Genomic DNA, 17,270 nt, shown 5'->3' with positions numbered 1-17,270 from the left:
AACTTGCTTAACTTTGCTGAGGAGAGAGAAGAGCTTAGCCTTGAATACATAGCCAAGCTAAGGAGAATTCTTAAGGTTAAGCCAAGTGGTGTTAGAGAGGTTTACATAAGTGATGAAGAACTTATAGAAGCTTACAATAGCATAAAGGATAGCCTAAAGCCTTTCTTCAAGTTATTGGTTTACTCTGGCATGAGGTTAAGCCATGCTGTTAGCATGGTTAAGAGCTTTGATAGGGCTAACTTAGTGATCAAGGGTAACATAGCCAGATACCCTATTAGCTGGCTTAGCAAGGGTAAGAAAAGAGGTTATTGGTGCTATATTCCTAAAGAGTTTGCTGAAGAGCTTGAGAGCTTGGCAGTCTATGAGAACTATCACACTTACTCGAAAGGGTTACAGTATAAGAGAGTTTCAGCTGTAGCTATCAGAAAATGGCATTTAAATAAACTGATAGAGTTAGGAGTGCCGGAGAGCATAGCCGATTTTATTCAAGGTAGAGCCAGCTTAACAGTCGGTTCTACTCATTACTTGAACAAAACTAAGCAAGCTGACGATTGGTATAGCCGAATTGTCGATAGCTTGAAGGTGATAGAATGAGCAAGTATAGAGAGAAGAGAAGAGCTAAGATAATTTTTAAGAGGTTAAAAGCTGGCATAACTAAGCCAGAAGAGCTAACAGCTGAAGAGCTTAAGCTATTGCGTAAGTATTACCCTTTTCTTTTCCGCTAATTTTATAATTTAACATTATCTTTTCTTTTTTAGCTTTAAATCTCTTAGCTATAGCTTTCTCCTAAGGAAATAGCTAAAATTAGCTGAGTTAATAATAGTTCTAACAACTTCTTTAACCTAAATCTTCAATTCTAACTCAACTTTATCTTTCATATATTACTGCGGGCAGGCGGGCTGGCAGTTATCTTGAGCTATATAATAGCTATAATATGATTAGCTATATAGCTTATTATAGCTATAGCTATTAGCTTAGCTATATTACAGTAGCTACTATAACATAGCCAAGCCGAACCGTGCCGAGTGCCGGATTATATGAAATACTAATCAATCTAAAAGAGTTATGAGAAAGGAGTTATAGGCTAAAGAAATAATATAAGCTATGTTAATAATAGCTATTTCCTTGAAAGCTAAGAGGAGAAAGGAGATTTGAAAGTAGCTATTAGCTTAAATCTTTGCAGAATTCAGATAGAAGTTTTTTGTATTCAGCTATATCAAATTCCTTTAGCTCTTTTAGCTTCTCTCTAATTTCTGGTATCCATTCTTTTAAAATAGCTTTGTAGCCTTCGTCTGTTAGCTTTACTATTCCATTTTCTACCGTTACCAAGCCAGCCATTTCATAGCTGAAAAGTTCAGAGTAGCCTTCAAGTATTTTTACAGCTTCTTTTAAGCTAACTCCTTTTCTGAGCTTTTTCAGTTCCTCAGCTGATTTAAGGCTAAGTGTTGTAATTCTATCATCTTTAAAGGCTTTTTCTGGTGGTTCTTCTTTTCTTGCTTGCTCAGCTTGCTCTTCCGTGAGGAATTCATCGATCATTGGGTTATATATTTCGGCTTTATACCATTCCAAATGAGCTGATTTTAGCTTTTCCTTGCTTGGAGCTTTATAAATACGCTTAAGCTTACCAGTAGAAATATCATCTATTGGCTTAGCTAAGTAACCTTTTTCAGTTAGCCATTTTAGCCTTTTAGATATACCAGCTTTAGTTAAGTCTATTGCACCTGTTACTTTAGCCTCTTTTTCTAAATCTGTAGCTGTGGCTTTTCCAAGATAATAGAGCATAGATAGAAGCTCTAAATCTATTTCATCTAAAATCTGCTTTTTCAGCTTAGCCATATAGCTACTGGTAGCTAAATAGTATTTTAGCTTTGCTATTAGTAACTACCGCAAAGGCTAAATAGTTATAAGGTAACTTAGATACCGATGGCTGGGGTAAAGGTGTTTAAAACATCAATAGCCTTGCCACCAAGCTATAAGGAGAAGCTAAAGATGGGAGCCAAGAAGCTTGGAATTAGCCAATCTGAGCTATTGAGAAGAGCTATTGATGAATACTTAGCTAAAGTCGGCTTGCCAGTAGTTCTAAGCTCTGATAGTGAAGCTACAGCTGAAAAGCCTAATCCGGCTGAAATTTCACCTTAATTTTTTAAATAGGAGGAGGGGCGGGCTATGGTTAATGGTAATATAAAAGCTGGAATATATAAAGATTACGCTTATGTGTATTACCTCAGAATAACAGATAATTCTGGCTATTGCTCAGCCCTGTTAAGCTCTGCTCTGAAACTAATCTGCAAAAAGTTTGGAGCTAAGTATATCGGCTGTAAGAGCAAAGGGCATGGTGTCAAATCGTTTAATAAGCCTCATATTCATGCTTTGCTTCTTACAAATCAACCTATAGCTTTAGATGAGTTAAAAAAGATAGTTCCAAGCGGTTTTAACTTCAAGCTCTGGAGAATTCGCACAACTTCAGATTTTCAATCGGCTAAGAAGTATATCAAAGAGCATGTAGCTAATCCAAAGAAGAGGGGTTTTTTATTAAAAGCCGAGATATTAGCTGGAAGGATTTCGAGAAAGCTATTAGAGATTATGAAGCTTATGTTAAGGCTAAGAAAGCTCAAGCTAAGCTTAATCAATTCTCAAGCTCATCAAAGAGGAGTAAAAAGGTTAAAGGAGGTGAGATTATGGAAAGAATAGAGGCTTTAGAGAAGAGTTTGGGAGAGGTTATAAAAGCTGTTAAAACGATAGCTGAGGAGCTGAAAGAGCTGAAGCAAGAAGCACAGCAGGGCAAGAAGGCTAAGCCAGCCAGCTTGAAGCTACATAAGACAGCTTTCAAGGTTAAGAATAGCAAGTATAACAACGGTAGCAAGATCGTTATAGTTGAGAAGGGCAAGGAGAGTATAGCTTTTGCTCTGAATAAAGACGATTGGCTAAAGCTTAGGGAGTTCTTGGACAGCTATTTTGGAATTGGAAACGGTAGCCAGAAAAGCTACAGCAAGAGGAGCTATGGCAAAAAGAGCTATGGAAAGAAGGCTAAGCCAGCTGTAGAGGTTGAAGAAGTTGAAGGTTATGAAAACGCTTTAGATGAGGAGTGATAGCCATGAGCGAGCTACCTCTTATTTCTTTTAAGCTCTATTACGAAGATTTGCCGGAACACCTGGTTAGCACATTCAAAGCATTCAAGCCAGAAGATCAGGAAAAGCTTAGAGCTATGATAAAGGCTTGCGAAGACAAAGCCTGTCTAATGCTAAGGGCAAAGCAAGGCAAATCAATCATTTTTAAGCTTGATCAGAACTATCATCTCAATACGGAGAAAGAGCTAATAATCTTTGACCTGCCAGCTGGCAAGGTCTTAGCTCCTCTTACCGATGAATTAATCGAGCTAATCTCTAAAGCTAACGGCTCTACTTACATTAAGGCTAAGCTTAACGGTTTAGTTCCAAGTAAGAGAGGGGTTATAGTTAAAACGGCTAAGCTACAGTTCTTCAGAGCTGATTATGATTTAAGGACAGCTGAGGAGCTACTGAAAGAGCATAAGCCGATTGATTTACTCATGCTAAGCTTAGGCTATAAGCCGACTAAAGAGGCTATAGCTGTAACATTGCCAAGATTGCTAACCCTCTTCAAGTATTACGACAGAAATAAGATAGCTGGCGTTCATGTTGTGAGCTTTCAGCAGGCTGGAACTGGCAAAAGCTCAACCTTTGAAATGCTCGAAAGCTTAGCTAATGCTTACTACTGTGAAGAAATCCCGACTATAGCCAAGCTTATCGGTGATGCAAGGTTAGGCACTTATGGAATAGTTAAGAGAGCTGACATAATAGCTATTGATGAGTTTGATAAGATAGCTGGCGATTTCAAAGATAGATTTGAAGCTATATTTCCGATCTTGCTAACTGGCATGGAGCAAGGGATTTACAGAAGGGAGGTAAGCTCAAAGAAAGAGCTAAGCGTTAAGAAAGCTGTCAGCTATTGCTTTATGGGTAACAGCAATAACAAAGACTTAGCCAGCTATGGCTTAGCTGAGAAGCTTACAGCCGTTCAAGTGCTTGAGAATATCCTAAAAGCCAGCTTGAAAAACGCTAATGTGCCAGCCTTCTTGGATAGGCTGATATACGTTGAATTCCTAAGAGAAAGCTATCAAATTCTCAGGGATATAAACATAGATGATAACGGCTTAACTCTAATTTTACAGCCAGCTGTAGCCAGAGGAGTAATTAAGCTACTTAGAGAGCAGTTTTTAAGATGGTTTAAGCTTGGAGAAGTAGAGAGCAGAACAGAGAGAGCTGTTAAAGTGCTATCGGCTATAGTTAAGATGTTGCAGATTGAAGAGCTTGAAAACGATGAAGGCTTGATAGAAAAACTGGTAAACGGTGAGCTAACGTTTTGGGATTGCTTAGTAGCTAAGAAAGCTAATATAACTGAATCTATTAGCTCTGATAAATGTCATAATACGACAAAGCTCAAGGAACAGGATAAGCTAACTGATGTCGGCTTTGATGTCGGTGATGCTTTCGGCATCAAAAGGGAGAGCATTGAAGACCTGCTGACTGAGGACAAGCCAAAGGATGAAAACAGCTCACCTTCTTCTAATTTTTCAGAGCAAGCTGAAAATTTAGCTACAGCTGAAGCTAAGCCAGCCAAAAACTCAGCTACTGAAGATGAGGCTATTGAATACGTTACGGTTAAGATCATCGATTACTGTAGCCCAAAGCTTAGAACCTTCATGGGAGTGGACGGTAAGGTTTACCATATTCTAGAGGAAGGTATGAGCATAGTTTTGCCAAAGCTTAACGCTATTCCATTAGTAGAAGCTGGCGTAGGTGTTATAGTGCCGGAAGGCATGAGCAAAGAAGAGCTTGAGAGAGAGCTTAAGGGTTACACCGTCGATAAGCCGGCTGAAGAGCTTATATCAGAGGTTACGGACAAGCCTTTATCGGCTGAAGAGATGGCTAAAGTCAAAGAGCTTAGGAGTAGGGGATATACTGTTAGAGAAATAGCTAATCAGCTAAATCTGCCTATGGTTAGTGTAGCTAAAGCTGTAGGTGTTATTTCTCAAGATTTTATTAGCTGTGGTAATTCTAAAGCTAAATCTATAGCTTGAGGTGAGAGCTATGGCTTGGTTGAGAGAAGTTAAGCGAGAAAAGAACAATAGAAGGCATAACTTGAAGGTTAAGCCTTCAGAGATTATTAAGGCTTATGGCTTAGGCAAGCCTATCCATTACACAGAATGCTGGTATTGCCCGCTATTTTACCGTTATAGTTACTGTCCTTACCGCTTCTGGCTTGGAACACAGCTATATTGCATAAGGAAAGCTGTGAAAATTGATAACAGGCTTAAGCATGGCTTGAATTTATAACTTTTTTAAAAATAGGAAAAAATTAGGTTTACATCTCGCTACTACTTCTACCCCATGCGACTAAGAGAGCAAGGATGAATCCAGCTGACATGACTACCGCTCCAATTATGAACATGTTAAGTGCTGACCATCCTGTGGTGATAGCCTGCTCAATGAAGTTTACTGCAGAGCTATCGTTTACTTGGTTAGCTATGCTCTTGGCTTGGTAGCCTAACTGTGAGAACACTATACCACCGATCATGATTGAGGCTAGTAGAACAATTACTCCTACAATTGCTGTAAATCCTCTTCTATCTTTTAGCATCATTTTCACGGCATGCTCACCTCCTAACGATGATAGTAGGAGCGAAAGATACTTAAGTCTTATGCTTATGTAATAGTAATAAGCTAAATTATAACTTTAAAAGCTATATGAAATTATAAAGCTTATCTCTTAACTTGGATTGTTGATGTGACAATGTTTAATTTCTAATTTGTTTTCTTGCTAACTATAGGTTCTAAAGCAGTTAGGTAAGAATTTTACAGCTTGAAACTATAATTTAGCATAAGCTTAAATTAGCTAATGACTACATTCTAAATAGTTTTTTAACCATAGTAGAATTGATATATTGTGTTATCATTATTTATTTCTTTCTTTTATTGTTTAGCTCTTATGATATTAATGTTTAATGTCTAAGTTTGTTTGATCACATACCATATACACTAACTAAGCTAAATCTTTATAGCATTTTCACATATAAAGCTAAAATATAGTAGCTGTCTAAAGCCTTCTCTCAAGGAAAGAAATAGTATTAGCTTAGCTTATATTTTAGCTTTAACCTATATCTCTCTTTATAACCCTTCTTTTCTAACTGATTTTATTCATAATAAGATCGGCTCGGCTGGCTCGCTGGCTGGTTAATATGATAGCTTAAGCTATAGCTATTATAGCTACTATATAGAATAGCTATTAGCTATAGCTATTATTATACATAATATAGCTATATAGTAGCTATGATAATACCTAACCAAACCGAACCGACAACCGAGCCGAGCCAGTAATATATGAATGATCCAAGTGGAATTAAAGGTTAGATTGACGTTAAATCTCTTCTCTAAGTTAATATTTACTCTGCTAATATTGGTTATTTCCTTAAAAGGAGTTACGAGAGAGCTTTAATTAAAGCTATCATAAGGCTTTATTAGGTTAAATCTCTTAGGAAATAGCTAATTTTCAGCCTGTTATAACGGCTTCATCTTAAGCTATCATGTTACTTTACATCCTACCTTAAACCTTCAACTCATAGCAATTTTACAAGATAGCTGAATAAAAATAGCTTAGCTTATACGATTGACTAAGTTTGTTGTATCATCTATTTTTATATAGCTAAATTCAAGTTATTCATCTTCGAAAAGCTTTTATTTTATCTCCACGTGGATATATTATGCCTAAGCCGAAAAGCAATAAGGTGAATTTAACACTCTACGTAGATAAAAACATAGCCGAGTTAGCTAAGAGACATATCAGAAATCTATCGGCTTTTTTCGAAGTTAAGGTTTTAGAAGCCGTAAAGCTTGAAAATAACGGCAAAGCGGACCCGGCGGGATTTGAACCCGCGACCTACGGCTTAGAAGGCCGTCGCTCTATCCATGCTGAGCCACGGGCCCTAAGCTGAAAGAGGTTAGCAGAATTTAAAAACGTTACTCTCCAAACTTTAAATACATATCAAATATTTTGTTCATGCACCTGATAGTTTGCAGTTCGAAAGACGTAGCTTCGATGAACATCATGAACAATTTACTCACTATGCTGGATTTTGAGAAGAAAAAGGCTGGAGACTACGATTTTTACTACACAGAAGACATAGGAATTATAAAAGTTGACGAAAGACTGATATACGCAGATTACTTGGATGAAAGACTTAAAAAGCTAGGTTTGAACTTCGAGGAAATTCTCTTCGCTTCCAGACACAGTAGCAAGGATGAAAGAAATATATTAACGGTTCACGTTTCCGGGAACGTTGGAACCGCAGATTACGGAGGTAAAACATATTCCTTGGCTAAGCCTTCGCCGATAACGATGAAAAACTACACCTTAGCCTTGATTAAAAGGATTAATGAACTGCCCGATTTTGAATTCACACTCGAAGCAACCCATCATGGGCCATCAGAAATCCAAACACCTTCAGCATTCTACGAGATTGGATCTACCGAAGAAGCTTGGAAGAATGAAAAGGCTGGAGAGATAGTTGCTGAGAGCATGATAGAAGCTGTGAAGGATGAGAGGAAGGATTGGATAATTGCCATCGGCATAGGTGGAACACATTACGTTCCAAGACAGACAGAGATAATGATTTCAACAAAGTTTACATTCGGTCACAATTTCGCCAAGTACACATTTCCACATCTCAACGAGGAGATAATTGAAAAAGCGGTTAAAATAAGCGATGCAGAATACATCGTCATAGACGAGAAGTCGGTTACTTCTAACGTTAAGAATTTGATCAAAAATGTCGCTGAAAAGTTGAAAATCGATGTATTGAGAAGCAAGTTCGTTAAAAGAGAATTCAAACTCGAAGGCTAAATTTTAAAAAATCATCGAGAGTTGGTCGATTATGAAGCTCATAGCTAAAATAATACCAATAAAAAGCGTTAGACCCCTCGCCATAATGAATCAGAGTGATGCTGAAGAGTTGGGAGTATTTGAAGGTGATAGAGTTAGGCTGGTAGCTGGGAGGAAGTACTTAACGGCTACGGTCCAAATAGCTTTGGGCTTTATCGAGAAGGGCTACATTGGTATCTGTCTGAAATCGGCAGAGGATTTAGGTGTTGAGGATGGTAGCGAGGTCGATGTAATACCGATACCAAAGCCCGCATCTTTTGAGTATATAAGAAAGAAGCTCGACGGTCATAAGCTTACGAGAGAGGAGATATACGAGATAGTTAGGGACATAGTAAATGATGCTCTTACTGAAGTAGAGCTAACAGCTTTCGTTCTATCTAGCTATGTGCATGGAATGGATCTAGATGAAGTCGAGTGGATGACGAGGGCAATGATAGAGACAGGGGAAACTATTGATTTCGAGGAGGGGATAGTCGTAGATAAGCACAGCATAGGAGGTGTGCCCGGTAACAAGATTTCCTTGATAATAGTACCGACTGTAGCTTCAGCTGGTCTTCTAATACCTAAAACAGCAAGCAGAGCTATAACATCTGCAAGTGGAACTGCTGATACCATGGAAGTACTAGCAAACGTTAACCTGAGCATAGAGGAGATAAAGGAGATAACACTTAGAGTTGGTGGAGTAATTGCATGGGGCGGTGCAACGAACATAGCTCCCGCTGACGATAAGATAATAAGGGTTGAGTATCCTTTAGCCATAGATCCAAGATCACAGCTTTTAGCAAGTGTTATGGCAAAGAAAGGGGCTATAGGAGCTGAACATGTTGTAATAGATGTGCCGGTTGGTGAGGGCTCCAAGGTTCCAGATGTTGAAGAGGGGAAGAAGCTCGCCAACGATTTTGTGGAGCTGGGAAGGCGTTTGGGCTTGAATGTTACCTGTGCTATAACCTATGGTGGTCAACCGGTCGGTAGGGCTGTAGGCCCGGCTTTAGAGGCTTGGGAAGCTTTAAAGGCTATGGAGGAAAGGAAAGGAGCAAAGAGCTTGATGGAGAAGGCTTTGGGAATAGCTGGAATAATATTTGAGATGGTTGGAAAAACTACAAATGGATACGAGTATGCGAAGGAGATATTCGAATCTGGGAAAACTCTGGAAAAGTTTAAGCAGATCGTTGAGGCACAAGGCGGAGATCCCAATGTGAGGTCTGACGATATCCCCATCGGAGATAAAACGTACGATGTTATTAGCCCCATAGATGGGGCAGTTGCAAAGGTGTACAACAGTAGAATAGTTAAAGTTGCGAGAGCTGCTGGAGCACCGAAAGATAAGGGTGCGGGAGTACTGCTCTTTAAGAAAGGAGGATTTCACGTTAAGAAGGGTGATGTTCTTTTCAGAATATATGCAGAGAAGGAGTGGAAGCTTGACAAGGCTATAGAAGTGGCTCTCAAAGAGCCACCTGTGGTAGTTTCGGGCATGATACTCGAAAGGTATCCATCCTACAGGTGGATGAGGTGATGAAAATGAACGTGGAAATTAAGGAGGGTTTGGAAGGTATTATCGCGTGCAAGACTTCGATAAGTAGGGTTGACATAGAGGATGGCAAAGCCGTTTTGGAGTATAGGGGGTATAACATACACGATCTGGCAAGGTATTCTACCTACGAGGAAACCGCTTACTTACTGCTGTTCGGAGAACTACCAACGAAAAAAGAGCTTAAAGCATTTGAAGAGGAGCTAAAGGATTTGAGAGATCTTCCGGCACAGATAATCGGTTTGCTCACACATCTACCTCCTTTCACACATCCAATGGTCGTCTTGAGAACTGCGATATCTTACTTGGGTTCGATGGACAAGGAGAAGCACTTTATGGATTATGAGCACAGTATTCAGAAGGCTAAGAGCTTAATAGCCAAGATTCCAACAATAATAGCTTACTTCCACAGGATAAGGACCGGGCAAAACCTAGTTCATCCAAATCCGGATCTGGGTCATGCGGAGAACTTTTTATACATGCTTAAGGGAGAAGTTCCGGACAGAATAGAGGCTAGAGCTTTGGATGTTGACTTGATCCTTCATGCCGATCACGAACTTAATGCTTCAACGTTCGCTGCAAGGATTGCAGCATCAACCTTAGCTGACATGTACGCTTGTGTTGTTGCCGCAACTGGTACTCTGATGGGTCCTTTGCATGGAGGAGCCGCTCAGAAGGTAATAGAGATGTTGAGAGAGATAGCAGTCCCTTGGAGAGCTGAGGAGTACGTACTGAAGAAGCTCGAAAGAAAGGAGAGAATAATGGGATTTGGACATAGAATTTACAGGAACGTAATGGATCCAAGGACAATCGAATTGAGGAATTTGGCTAAGAAGTTGGCGAAAATGAAGGATTCAAAATGGTTTGAAATAGCTGAAGAGGTGGCTAAGGCTGTTTACAAGCATAAAGGACTTCTACCAAATGTTGACTTCTACTCAGCCTGTGTCTACGCTTGCTTGGGAATACCAGACGATCTGTTCATACCTATATTCGCAATGGGGAGAATTGCAGGGTGGACGGCTCATATAATAGAGCAGTACGTTAACAACAGGCTAATAAGACCTCGTGCGCTCTATATAGGTGAAAAAGGGAAGAAATACATCCCGCTGAGAGAAAGAGGTTAATTTATATATCCAATTTTTGGGGTGAGGATATGTTCGAACTTTCTGAAAGACTGAACAAGATACCAAAGTATCTCTTCGCTGAGATAGATGAAATGAAGAAAAGAAAAATTCAGGAAGGTGTCGATGTCATCGATTTTGGTGTTGGCGACCCCGATATGCCGACACCGAAGCACATAGTAGAGGCTATGAAGAGAGCTGTAGAGAAGCCTGAGAATCACAAGTATCCCTCTTATGAAGGCTTGCTCGAATTCAGGCAAGCGGTTGCAGAATTCTATGAGAGGAGGAAGGGTGTAAAGTTGGATCCGGAGAGAGAGGTTATAGCGTTGATAGGATCGAAGGAAGGAATAGCGCATCTGCCTCTAGCCTATGTGAACGACGGAGATTATACGATAGTTCCAGATCCAGCCTATCCTGTTTACTATGCCGGAACAATACTGGCTGACGGTATACCCTACAGAATACCTCTCAGAAAGGAGAACAAATTCCTCCCAGATTTTGACGAAATTCCCTCAGATGTGACTAAAAAAGCTAAGATAATGTTCTTGAACTATCCTAACAACCCCACCTCGGCCGTTGCCGAAAAGGAGTTCATAAAAGAGGCTGTCGACTTCTGTATTGACAACAACATAATACTCGCCCACGATTTTGCCTATGGCGAGATAACATTTGACGGTTACAGAGCCAAAAGCTTTCTGGAAGTCGATAATGCCTTCGAAATTTGTATAGAGTTCAACTCGCTATCGAAAACATTCAACATGACAGGATGGCGTATTGGATTTGCCGTAGGAAATTCGGAGATACTCAAAGGTTTACTGAAGGTTAAGACTAATGTCGATAGTGGAGTCTTTCAGGCTGTTCAAGAGGCCAGTATAGTGGCTTTGAGAAGCGATGACAGCGTGATAGAAAGCATATGCAAGGTCTACGAGGAGAGAAGGGATGCACTTGTTGAGGGATTGAGAGAGTTGGGTTTGAACGTCGAGAAACCAAAGGCGACATTCTACGTCTGGTGCGAAGTTCCTGAAGGATATACGAGCATTGAGTTTACGAAGAAGCTTTTAGATTCTGCAGGGATAATCGTTACTCCTGGAGTCGGATTCGGAGAGCACGGTGAAGGATTTGTTAGATTTGCACTGACAAGAGATGTTAAAACTATCACTGAAGCTGTCGAAAGGTTGAAGAACATTGAACTTTGAGATCTTTGACCTTTCCAAGCATTACGCAGTCCAAGGTGGCAACGTTAGCATTTGAGTAATCCCACTCTCTGAACAGAAATCCTGCAGGCCTTCTCAAATTTATGGGGGTTGACGAGCACAGTTCGTTGAATGCGGGCATTACAATTACCTTCCTATTTTTCCATTCACCAAAAATCCACACCCTCTCTTTAACACCGTACAGATAAATCGATGGGTGAGCATGCCCCACAATCAAAAAATCTCCAAAATCTTTCGGCTTGAAATGACCATGAATTAGATGAAACTTTCCAATCCTCAACTCTTTCTCACCCTCGAGTCCACCGTCGTGATTTCCCTTAACGAGGATGAAATCAAAATCTCTCAGCAGATTTTCGACCCTTCTATCGTAACCTAAGCTGTGTTTCAGGTCACCTAGGATTACTACCTCGTCAGCTCCCACATCGTTTGCCAGATCTCTGAGCTTGTTAACGATATTCTCATCTACATATCTGACTAAACCGATGTGCAGATCCGCAACTATCAGTATTCTCTTTCTTCCCCTTAAAATTAGGGCCGGTTCACCTGGTACTACTTCCGCTCTCATACCTCAGAGGGATAAGTCCTATTATCCCTAAAATTATGGCACCTATCAACGGTTGAACGAGTTTTAAGTAGCTTCTCCCTTCTCCCAAGCTTATAAAGAACTCTGAAAAACCCCAAAGTACCAGCCCAGCCGAAGTCAGGAGGAATATTATTGAAATGAACTTTCTGAAACTCTTATGTTCTACTACGCAGTCAAATATCTTACCCATCGCTACGAAGATACCGCCAGCGACTATCCACCAGATTGTAGAATTTATGAATATAGCTATGAGCGTTACGATACCGGGAACTGTCTCTCCCAAAGTCGCAACCCACACAGAGTAAATTCCTTGAATTAACCCCACGATGAAGGATATCAGAGCAATTACGTAAGTAACGAATGAGAATCTCCCTTCGAGTAACGACCTCTTTAGAGTTGAGAAGTAGTTTTCTAAAGTGTCCTCGAGTCCGTAAGCCTTTATTAAGAAGTAGAGGCCAAGCACTAGGGCTATACTACCTATACCAAACTCCGGACTTCTCATGAATAGTGATACGGCATACACAAGCAGTATTATGCCCAGAGGTGTTAGTGTACTCCTTGCTACCTTGGGATCTTCAAGCATTCTCTTTATGAGATAGTACGTACTCTCTATAGTTTTGCTCTGCTTGACAACTATTCTCTTAACCCCGTCTATCTTAAACCTCGATGCAACCAACGGTAAAACGAACTCGTCTTCACTACCGTCCGTAACAACTATCACACTTTTTGCATTGAGCTTATCCTTGATGAAGTCCAACTGCTCGGCGATCTTTTCATCCGAGACAACTCCAACCTTCTGATCCCCACAGACCGTAACTATTTCAACATCTTCACCCTTAGCCTTCAACTCGTCGTATATCTTTATAGCGCCGAATATCGTGTTCAGATCAGAATCTTCAGGATCAATTTCGGCTAGCTTTATTGCAGAAATTAGATTGGACTGCCTACCGACGACAGGTGACGGCACTCCAGCTTTAAATCCCAAATCGTTATCCCTGTCGATTACCAGCACTATTTTTTCAACCACATCTCAAATTCGTTGATGACTATATTATCCTTTACGTTGAGCAAAAGATATCAATTACCTGATGTAACAGTCTCAGATGGCGAGGTTCATGCATCTCATATCAATAGATGACCTCAGTAAGGATGACATAATGCACATACTTAAGAGGGCTGAAGAGTTTGAGGATGTTGCAAGAGGATTGAAAAGATCGAAATTGCTAGAGGGAAAAATTCTGGCAAATCTCTTCTTTGAACCTTCTACGAGAACAAGGATGAGCTTCGAAACTGCGATGAAAAGGTTAGGAGGCGATGTGATAAACATGACAGCTCAGGAAGCTAGCAGTATAGCGAAGGGAGAGAGTTTGGCTGATACAGTTCGAATAATAAGTAAATACGTTGACGTAATCGTGATAAGGCATCCTCTCGAGGGGTCAGCAAGGTTCGCTTCGGAGCACTCTGAGGTTCCGGTAATAAATGCTGGTGACGGAGCTGGGCAACACCCAACTCAAACCCTTTTAGATCTCTACACGATAATGAAAGAGTGCGGTAGGATTGAAGGACTTAAGGTAGCTCTGATGGGCGATCTTAAGTACTCTAGGACTGTCCACTCACTTATAAAAGCCTTAAACCTCTTCAACAACGAGATTTACCTCATAAGCCCGGAAAGTTTGAGACTACCAGAGGAGTTTTTGGAGGAGATAAAGGCCAAGGAAGTTACGCTCGATGAGGTTATTGATAAGATTGATGTCCTTTACGTCACTAGGATTCAGAAAGAGAGATTTCCTGATGAAGAAGAATATAAGAAGGTGGCTGGAAGTTACAGAATCACGGCTGAAACTTTGAAGAGAGCGAGAGAAGATTTGATAATTATGCATCCCCTTCCAAGAGTAGATGAAATAGATGTCAGTGTCGATAAGACTAAACATGCTAAGTATTTTGATCAAGCCTTTTACGGAGTTCCCGTTAGAATGGCGATACTGTGTGAGGTGTTGTTATGAAGAAGGAACTTGTAATAAGCAAGATTGAAAAGGGAACGGTGATAGACCACATAAACGCTGGAAAGGCTCTCCTAGTTTTGAGAATATTGGGTATAGGTGTTGGAAGTAGAGATACTGTTACACTCGCAATGAACGTTCCGAGCAAGAAGATGGGTAAGAAGGATATAGTGAAAGTTGCCAACAAGTTCATAGGGGATGAAGAGCTTAACAAGATAGCCCTCATAGCTCCAAAGGCAACAATAAATTTGATAGAAGATTACGAAGTTAAGAGGAAGTTTAAGGTGAGGCTACCCGAATTCATAGAGGGAATACTGAGATGTCCCAACAGGAATTGCATAACAAACAGTGGTGAGATAATAACCCCCAAGTTTTACATCAGATTGAAGAATGATAAGGTCATTGCGAGGTGCTACTACTGCAACAGAATCATAAAGGACGTGGATGAGTGTGTAATTTAAAGACAAGCTTTGCCAAATCCTCAACTTCAGTCACGTTCACAGCTGAAAATATCTTCCTTCTTATACTTACATCTGCAACCACTCCGTTACTCAGAAGCTTCTCAAATATTTCCCTCTTTAACCTTTCTCCCTTCTCATCCCAGTCCGTTAGTATTATCACGTCGCCTTCAACGAGTTCTATCAGTTTTGCTCTTGGAATATTTGATATTGGCAAAATCTTACCCTCAACCCCCAACTCCCTCAAAGCTTTAACATCTCTCCTACCCTCAACTAGCACAACCGCTCCATCTCTAGCCCTTTCTATTAACTCCTCAAGAGCTTTTATGAAATCTCCGTAGTTTATCATGATAGCATCTCCATAAACTTCTTTAACGATTCTTCCGTTCCTATGACGAACATTATATCTCCCTTTTCAAGCATGGTTTCCGCTGAAGGTACTATAACGTTTTTTCCCCTAACTATTGCAACGACTATACAACCAGTTTTTCTCCTCAAATCGAGTTCTTTCAGAGTTTTACCCGCAAGCTTCTCATCTACAACTACCTTTTCCAAACCAAGCATCTCTCCACCGCTTATTATCGTCTCAACGAACTCGACACTAGCCTTCTTTCTCATTAAAGCGTAGACTTTCATAGCAGTGTCTTTGTACGGTGAAAGCAAGTAATCTACACCAACTCTCCTCACCTTCTTTTCAGCATCGGGATTTCTCAAAACGACAACGGTAGTTATATTAGGATTTAGAGATTTTGCCGTTATCACTGCAAATGCGTTGTTAGAATCGTTCATGCAACATATTATCGACTTAGCTTCCCTAACTCTAACCTTTTCAAGTGTCGTATCGTCGGTGGCATCTCCATGAACAGCTACGTATCCCTCCTCCCTCGCAAGTTCCACCTTGTTCACGTCTATATCGACTACAACAACTCTGTCCTTTGGTAGCTGTTTTGCAATTTCTCTCCCCATTAAGCCGTAACCGCAAACTATACAGTGATCGCGCATCTTCTCAAGCATTTTCTCCCACCTTCTCAACCTCATCTCAAGAAGTATGGGAGTTATTAAGCTGATGGAGTAAAAGAATATCCCGACGCCGAAGAACATAAGAAACATCGAAATTATTCTTCCGTAAATGCTCATCTCCCATATTTCTCCGTAACCGGTGGTAGTGATAGTTATAACAGTCATATACAGGCATTCAAACCAGTCTCTTCCCTCTACAACATGATAAGCTATGGTTCCAGCAACTATAGTGCCTACTAGAAGTAGTAGTATCTGAATGATAGAGCTTCTAATATCTTTCATTGGTTGGAATTTGAAAAACGTTCTTTAAAAAGTTTAAATTAGACCGGCTCTCTGGAGTATGAGTAAATCTTCTGTCTCGATCTTTTCTCCTCTCTTGAACATCTCGTAGATTTCTCTTGCTCTTCTCATGAGCTCTTCTCTCTCCTTGTACTCCTTAGACTTCTCCACCCTTGCCTTTAGAGCCTTTATAACCTTGTCTAGATCCTTTAGATCTCTCCTTATGGTCTGAATTCTTGCATGACAGCTGTCAGCCTCTTTCTTAGCCTGTATGTACTTTTCATGATATTCGTCAGCCATCTTTCTCTCCTCATCAACTTGCTTGAGAATTTCGAGCATTTCCTCGTGATACTTGTCAGCCTCCTTGATGTAGTTCAACATTTCTTCCCTGATTTCCCTTATCTTTTCCTTGAGTTCTCTTATCTGAGATATTAAGGCTCTAAACTCAGCATGCTTCTCTAGCTGAGCCTTTCTCTCCTCAAGCTCTCTCCTTAACCTTGCAATTCTTTCGACCAACGCTCTCTCTCTTTCGAGAGTCATGACAGAAGTTTGCTGGATGAACTCCAACCTTCTAATCTCTCTCTCAATCTCGCCGAGAGGTCTTCCACCCCTGTCTATGCTCTTCCTAAGTTCGTCAAGCTTCTTATAGAGTTCGTCAACCTGTCTGTACAACTCATCCTTCTGAGCTTTGTACTCTCTTGCCTTAGAATTCAGTTCGTCTCTCTTAGCTTTTAATTCTCTAGCCTTGCTCAAAAGCTCCTTTACCTCTTCGTTCAGCTTATTCCTCTTCTCTCTATACTCCTTAGCCTTTGCGTTTAATTCATCCCTCTTCGCTATAAGCTCTTGTAATTCCCTTTCCAGTTGCTCCTTTCGTTCCTCCAATTTCTCTAACGTCATAGTCGACAGCCCTATACGTTGTTACTAAAGGTTCAAGCTGGGGACTCAATTTAAAAACTTTTTGAATGCCGACGGCTTCCGCGCTTCCCGTGCCCTCTCGGAACACAGTACCACGCGGAACGGGGTCGGGCTTAACTTCCGGGTTCGGAATGAGTCCGGGTGTTTCCCCGACCCCTATGGCCGTCGGCAAGGTTGCTACCACTCAGCGGTATTT

At 40.6% G+C, this 17,270-nt stretch carries 20 protein-coding genes, 1 tRNA gene and 1 rRNA gene; 13 read left to right on the top strand and 9 right to left on the bottom strand.

The features are described 5' to 3' along the window. Positions 1 to 3 precede the first annotated feature (3 nt). Both ARCPR_RS09770 and ARCPR_RS10130 read left to right on the top strand, forming a co-directional pair. Positions 4 to 594: an integrase gene (locus ARCPR_RS09770; protein WP_187286403.1), complete on the top strand. Its 591-nt coding sequence runs from the start codon at positions 4 to 6 to the stop codon at positions 592 to 594. Beyond that, positions 591 to 725 (top strand): hypothetical protein, encoded by a 135-nt coding sequence (locus ARCPR_RS10130; RefSeq protein ID WP_012940526.1) that lies wholly within the window; start codon positions 591 to 593, stop codon positions 723 to 725. Before ARCPR_RS09770 ends, ARCPR_RS10130 begins: the two co-directional genes overlap by 4 nt. Before the next feature lie 439 nt (positions 726 to 1,164). Here ARCPR_RS10130 and ARCPR_RS05680 read toward each other — a convergent pair whose 3' ends face one another. Continuing rightward, positions 1,165 to 1,836, bottom strand: a complete 672-nt coding sequence (locus tag ARCPR_RS05680; protein WP_012940525.1) for a hypothetical protein — start codon at positions 1,834 to 1,836, stop codon at positions 1,165 to 1,167. An 87-nt stretch (positions 1,837 to 1,923) separates the two neighbouring features. On the opposite strand from ARCPR_RS05680, the gene ARCPR_RS05675 reads away from it, so the two are divergent. Genes ARCPR_RS05675 through ARCPR_RS05655 form a run of 5 tightly spaced genes read left to right on the top strand, consistent with a single transcriptional unit; the run spans position 1,924 to position 5,354 of the window. After that, entirely contained in the window at positions 1,924 to 2,139 is a 216-nt protein-coding gene (locus ARCPR_RS05675; RefSeq protein WP_012940524.1) for a ribbon-helix-helix domain-containing protein, read from the top strand. A gap of 27 nt (positions 2,140 to 2,166) precedes the next feature. Next, the gene (locus ARCPR_RS05670) at positions 2,167 to 2,691 is read left to right on the top strand and encodes a hypothetical protein (protein ID WP_012940523.1); all 525 of its coding nucleotides are present in this window, start codon (positions 2,167 to 2,169) and stop codon (positions 2,689 to 2,691) included. Further along, positions 2,679 to 3,089 (top strand): hypothetical protein, encoded by a 411-nt coding sequence (locus ARCPR_RS05665; protein WP_012940522.1) that lies wholly within the window; start codon positions 2,679 to 2,681, stop codon positions 3,087 to 3,089. The genes ARCPR_RS05670 and ARCPR_RS05665 overlap by 13 nt, the downstream gene beginning before the upstream one ends. Positions 3,090 to 3,094: 5 nt before the next feature. After that, positions 3,095 to 5,098, top strand: coding sequence for a BREX system Lon protease-like protein BrxL (locus ARCPR_RS05660; protein WP_012940521.1), 2,004 nt, complete (start codon positions 3,095 to 3,097; stop codon positions 5,096 to 5,098). 10 nt (positions 5,099 to 5,108) lie between these two features. After that, complete coding sequence (locus ARCPR_RS05655; protein WP_012940520.1) at positions 5,109 to 5,354, top strand: hypothetical protein; 246 nt, start codon at positions 5,109 to 5,111, stop codon at positions 5,352 to 5,354. Between the two features lie 28 nt (positions 5,355 to 5,382). Here the strand turns inward: ARCPR_RS05655 and ARCPR_RS05650 are convergent, their stop codons facing one another. Then, a complete protein-coding gene (locus ARCPR_RS05650; protein ID WP_012940519.1) occupies positions 5,383 to 5,667 on the bottom strand; it encodes a hypothetical protein in 285 nt (94 codons plus the stop codon). 1,259 nt (positions 5,668 to 6,926) lie between these two features. Then, positions 6,927 to 7,001: transfer RNA gene (locus tag ARCPR_RS05645), tRNA-Arg, on the bottom strand. A 73-nt stretch (positions 7,002 to 7,074) separates the two neighbouring features. Between ARCPR_RS05645 and ARCPR_RS05640 the strand changes: the two genes are divergently transcribed. The 4 genes from ARCPR_RS05640 to ARCPR_RS05625 are packed head-to-tail and all read left to right on the top strand — an operon-like array spanning position 7,075 to position 11,801. Beyond that, positions 7,075 to 7,917, top strand: a complete 843-nt coding sequence (locus tag ARCPR_RS05640; protein WP_012940518.1) for a D-aminoacyl-tRNA deacylase — start codon at positions 7,075 to 7,077, stop codon at positions 7,915 to 7,917. A gap of 31 nt (positions 7,918 to 7,948) precedes the next feature. After that, positions 7,949 to 9,469 (top strand): AMP phosphorylase, encoded by a 1,521-nt coding sequence (locus tag ARCPR_RS05635; protein WP_012940517.1) that lies wholly within the window; start codon positions 7,949 to 7,951, stop codon positions 9,467 to 9,469. Beyond that, the gene (locus ARCPR_RS05630; protein ID WP_012940516.1) at positions 9,469 to 10,608 is read left to right on the top strand and encodes a citrate/2-methylcitrate synthase; all 1,140 of its coding nucleotides are present in this window, start codon (positions 9,469 to 9,471) and stop codon (positions 10,606 to 10,608) included. The genes ARCPR_RS05635 and ARCPR_RS05630 overlap by 1 nt, the downstream gene beginning before the upstream one ends. 29 nt (positions 10,609 to 10,637) lie before the next feature. Beyond that, positions 10,638 to 11,801, top strand: coding sequence for an LL-diaminopimelate aminotransferase (locus tag ARCPR_RS05625; protein ID WP_012940515.1), 1,164 nt, complete (start codon positions 10,638 to 10,640; stop codon positions 11,799 to 11,801). Here the strand turns inward: ARCPR_RS05625 and ARCPR_RS05620 are convergent. After that, on the bottom strand, positions 11,761 to 12,384 hold the full coding sequence (locus ARCPR_RS05620) for a metallophosphoesterase (protein WP_012940514.1): 624 nt from the start codon (positions 12,382 to 12,384) through the stop codon (positions 11,761 to 11,763). The genes ARCPR_RS05625 and ARCPR_RS05620 overlap by 41 nt on opposite strands. Then, positions 12,359 to 13,429, bottom strand: a complete 1,071-nt coding sequence (locus tag ARCPR_RS05615) for a DUF373 family protein (RefSeq protein ID WP_012940513.1) — start codon at positions 13,427 to 13,429, stop codon at positions 12,359 to 12,361. The genes ARCPR_RS05620 and ARCPR_RS05615 overlap by 26 nt, the downstream gene beginning before the upstream one ends. 76 nt (positions 13,430 to 13,505) lie before the next feature. On the opposite strand from ARCPR_RS05615, the gene pyrB reads away from it, so the two are divergent. Then, positions 13,506 to 14,405: an aspartate carbamoyltransferase gene (gene pyrB / locus ARCPR_RS05610; protein WP_012940512.1), complete on the top strand. Its 900-nt coding sequence runs from the start codon at positions 13,506 to 13,508 to the stop codon at positions 14,403 to 14,405. Beyond that, positions 14,402 to 14,863, top strand: coding sequence for an aspartate carbamoyltransferase regulatory subunit (gene pyrI / locus ARCPR_RS05605; protein WP_012940511.1), 462 nt, complete (start codon positions 14,402 to 14,404; stop codon positions 14,861 to 14,863). Before pyrB ends, pyrI begins: the two co-directional genes overlap by 4 nt. Here the strand turns inward: pyrI and ARCPR_RS05600 are convergent. The 4 genes from ARCPR_RS05600 to rrf form a co-directional block, all read right to left on the bottom strand. After that, positions 14,832 to 15,209: a toprim domain-containing protein gene (locus tag ARCPR_RS05600; RefSeq protein WP_012940510.1), complete on the bottom strand. Its 378-nt coding sequence runs from the start codon at positions 15,207 to 15,209 to the stop codon at positions 14,832 to 14,834. The genes pyrI and ARCPR_RS05600 overlap by 32 nt on opposite strands. Next, positions 15,206 to 16,162, bottom strand: coding sequence for a potassium channel family protein (locus ARCPR_RS05595; RefSeq protein WP_012940509.1), 957 nt, complete (start codon positions 16,160 to 16,162; stop codon positions 15,206 to 15,208). The genes ARCPR_RS05600 and ARCPR_RS05595 overlap by 4 nt, the downstream gene beginning before the upstream one ends. Before the next feature lie 33 nt (positions 16,163 to 16,195). Next, the gene (locus ARCPR_RS05590; protein ID WP_012940508.1) at positions 16,196 to 17,056 is read right to left on the bottom strand and encodes a coiled-coil protein; all 861 of its coding nucleotides are present in this window, start codon (positions 17,054 to 17,056) and stop codon (positions 16,196 to 16,198) included. Between the two features lie 66 nt (positions 17,057 to 17,122). Continuing rightward, a 5S ribosomal RNA gene (gene rrf, locus ARCPR_RS05585) occupies positions 17,123 to 17,244 on the bottom strand. Between the last annotated feature and the right edge of the window lie 26 nt (positions 17,245 to 17,270).

Origin of the sequence: Archaeoglobus profundus DSM 5631 (assembly GCF_000025285.1) — an archaeon.
GTDB classification, from domain to species: domain Archaea; phylum Halobacteriota; class Archaeoglobi; order Archaeoglobales; family Archaeoglobaceae; genus Archaeoglobus_B; species Archaeoglobus_B profundus.
The sequence above is the reverse complement of the archived record's forward strand: the minus strand, read 5'-3'. Positions and strand labels throughout refer to the sequence as shown.

What these genes read in the sequence shown, in the direction of transcription:
- ARCPR_RS10130 (WP_012940526.1), top strand. Translation starts at nt 591, where the DNA reads ATGAGCAAGTATAGAGAGAAGAGAAGAGCTAAGATAATTTTTAAGAGG.
- ARCPR_RS05680 (WP_012940525.1), bottom strand. Translation starts at nt 1,836, where the DNA reads ATGGCTAAGCTGAAAAAGCAGATTTTAGATGAAATAGATTTAGAGCTT.
- ARCPR_RS05675 (WP_012940524.1), top strand. Translation starts at nt 1,924, where the DNA reads ATGGCTGGGGTAAAGGTGTTTAAAACATCAATAGCCTTGCCACCAAGC.
- ARCPR_RS05670 (WP_012940523.1), top strand. Translation starts at nt 2,167, where the DNA reads ATGGTTAATGGTAATATAAAAGCTGGAATATATAAAGATTACGCTTAT.
- ARCPR_RS05665 (WP_012940522.1), top strand. Translation starts at nt 2,679, where the DNA reads ATGGAAAGAATAGAGGCTTTAGAGAAGAGTTTGGGAGAGGTTATAAAA.
- ARCPR_RS05660 (WP_012940521.1), top strand. Translation starts at nt 3,095, where the DNA reads ATGAGCGAGCTACCTCTTATTTCTTTTAAGCTCTATTACGAAGATTTG.
- ARCPR_RS05655 (WP_012940520.1), top strand. Translation starts at nt 5,109, where the DNA reads ATGGCTTGGTTGAGAGAAGTTAAGCGAGAAAAGAACAATAGAAGGCAT.
- ARCPR_RS05640 (WP_012940518.1), top strand. Translation starts at nt 7,075, where the DNA reads ATGCACCTGATAGTTTGCAGTTCGAAAGACGTAGCTTCGATGAACATC.
- ARCPR_RS05635 (WP_012940517.1), top strand. Translation starts at nt 7,949, where the DNA reads ATGAAGCTCATAGCTAAAATAATACCAATAAAAAGCGTTAGACCCCTC.
- ARCPR_RS05630 (WP_012940516.1), top strand. Translation starts at nt 9,469, where the DNA reads ATGAAAATGAACGTGGAAATTAAGGAGGGTTTGGAAGGTATTATCGCG.
- ARCPR_RS05625 (WP_012940515.1), top strand. Translation starts at nt 10,638, where the DNA reads ATGTTCGAACTTTCTGAAAGACTGAACAAGATACCAAAGTATCTCTTC.
- ARCPR_RS05620 (WP_012940514.1), bottom strand. Translation starts at nt 12,384, where the DNA reads ATGAGAGCGGAAGTAGTACCAGGTGAACCGGCCCTAATTTTAAGGGGA.
- pyrB (WP_012940512.1), top strand. Translation starts at nt 13,506, where the DNA reads ATGGCGAGGTTCATGCATCTCATATCAATAGATGACCTCAGTAAGGAT.
- pyrI (WP_012940511.1), top strand. Translation starts at nt 14,402, where the DNA reads ATGAAGAAGGAACTTGTAATAAGCAAGATTGAAAAGGGAACGGTGATA.
- ARCPR_RS05600 (WP_012940510.1), bottom strand. Translation starts at nt 15,209, where the DNA reads ATGATAAACTACGGAGATTTCATAAAAGCTCTTGAGGAGTTAATAGAA.
- ARCPR_RS05595 (WP_012940509.1), bottom strand. Translation starts at nt 16,162, where the DNA reads ATGAAAGATATTAGAAGCTCTATCATTCAGATACTACTACTTCTAGTA.
- ARCPR_RS05590 (WP_012940508.1), bottom strand. Translation starts at nt 17,056, where the DNA reads ATGACGTTAGAGAAATTGGAGGAACGAAAGGAGCAACTGGAAAGGGAA.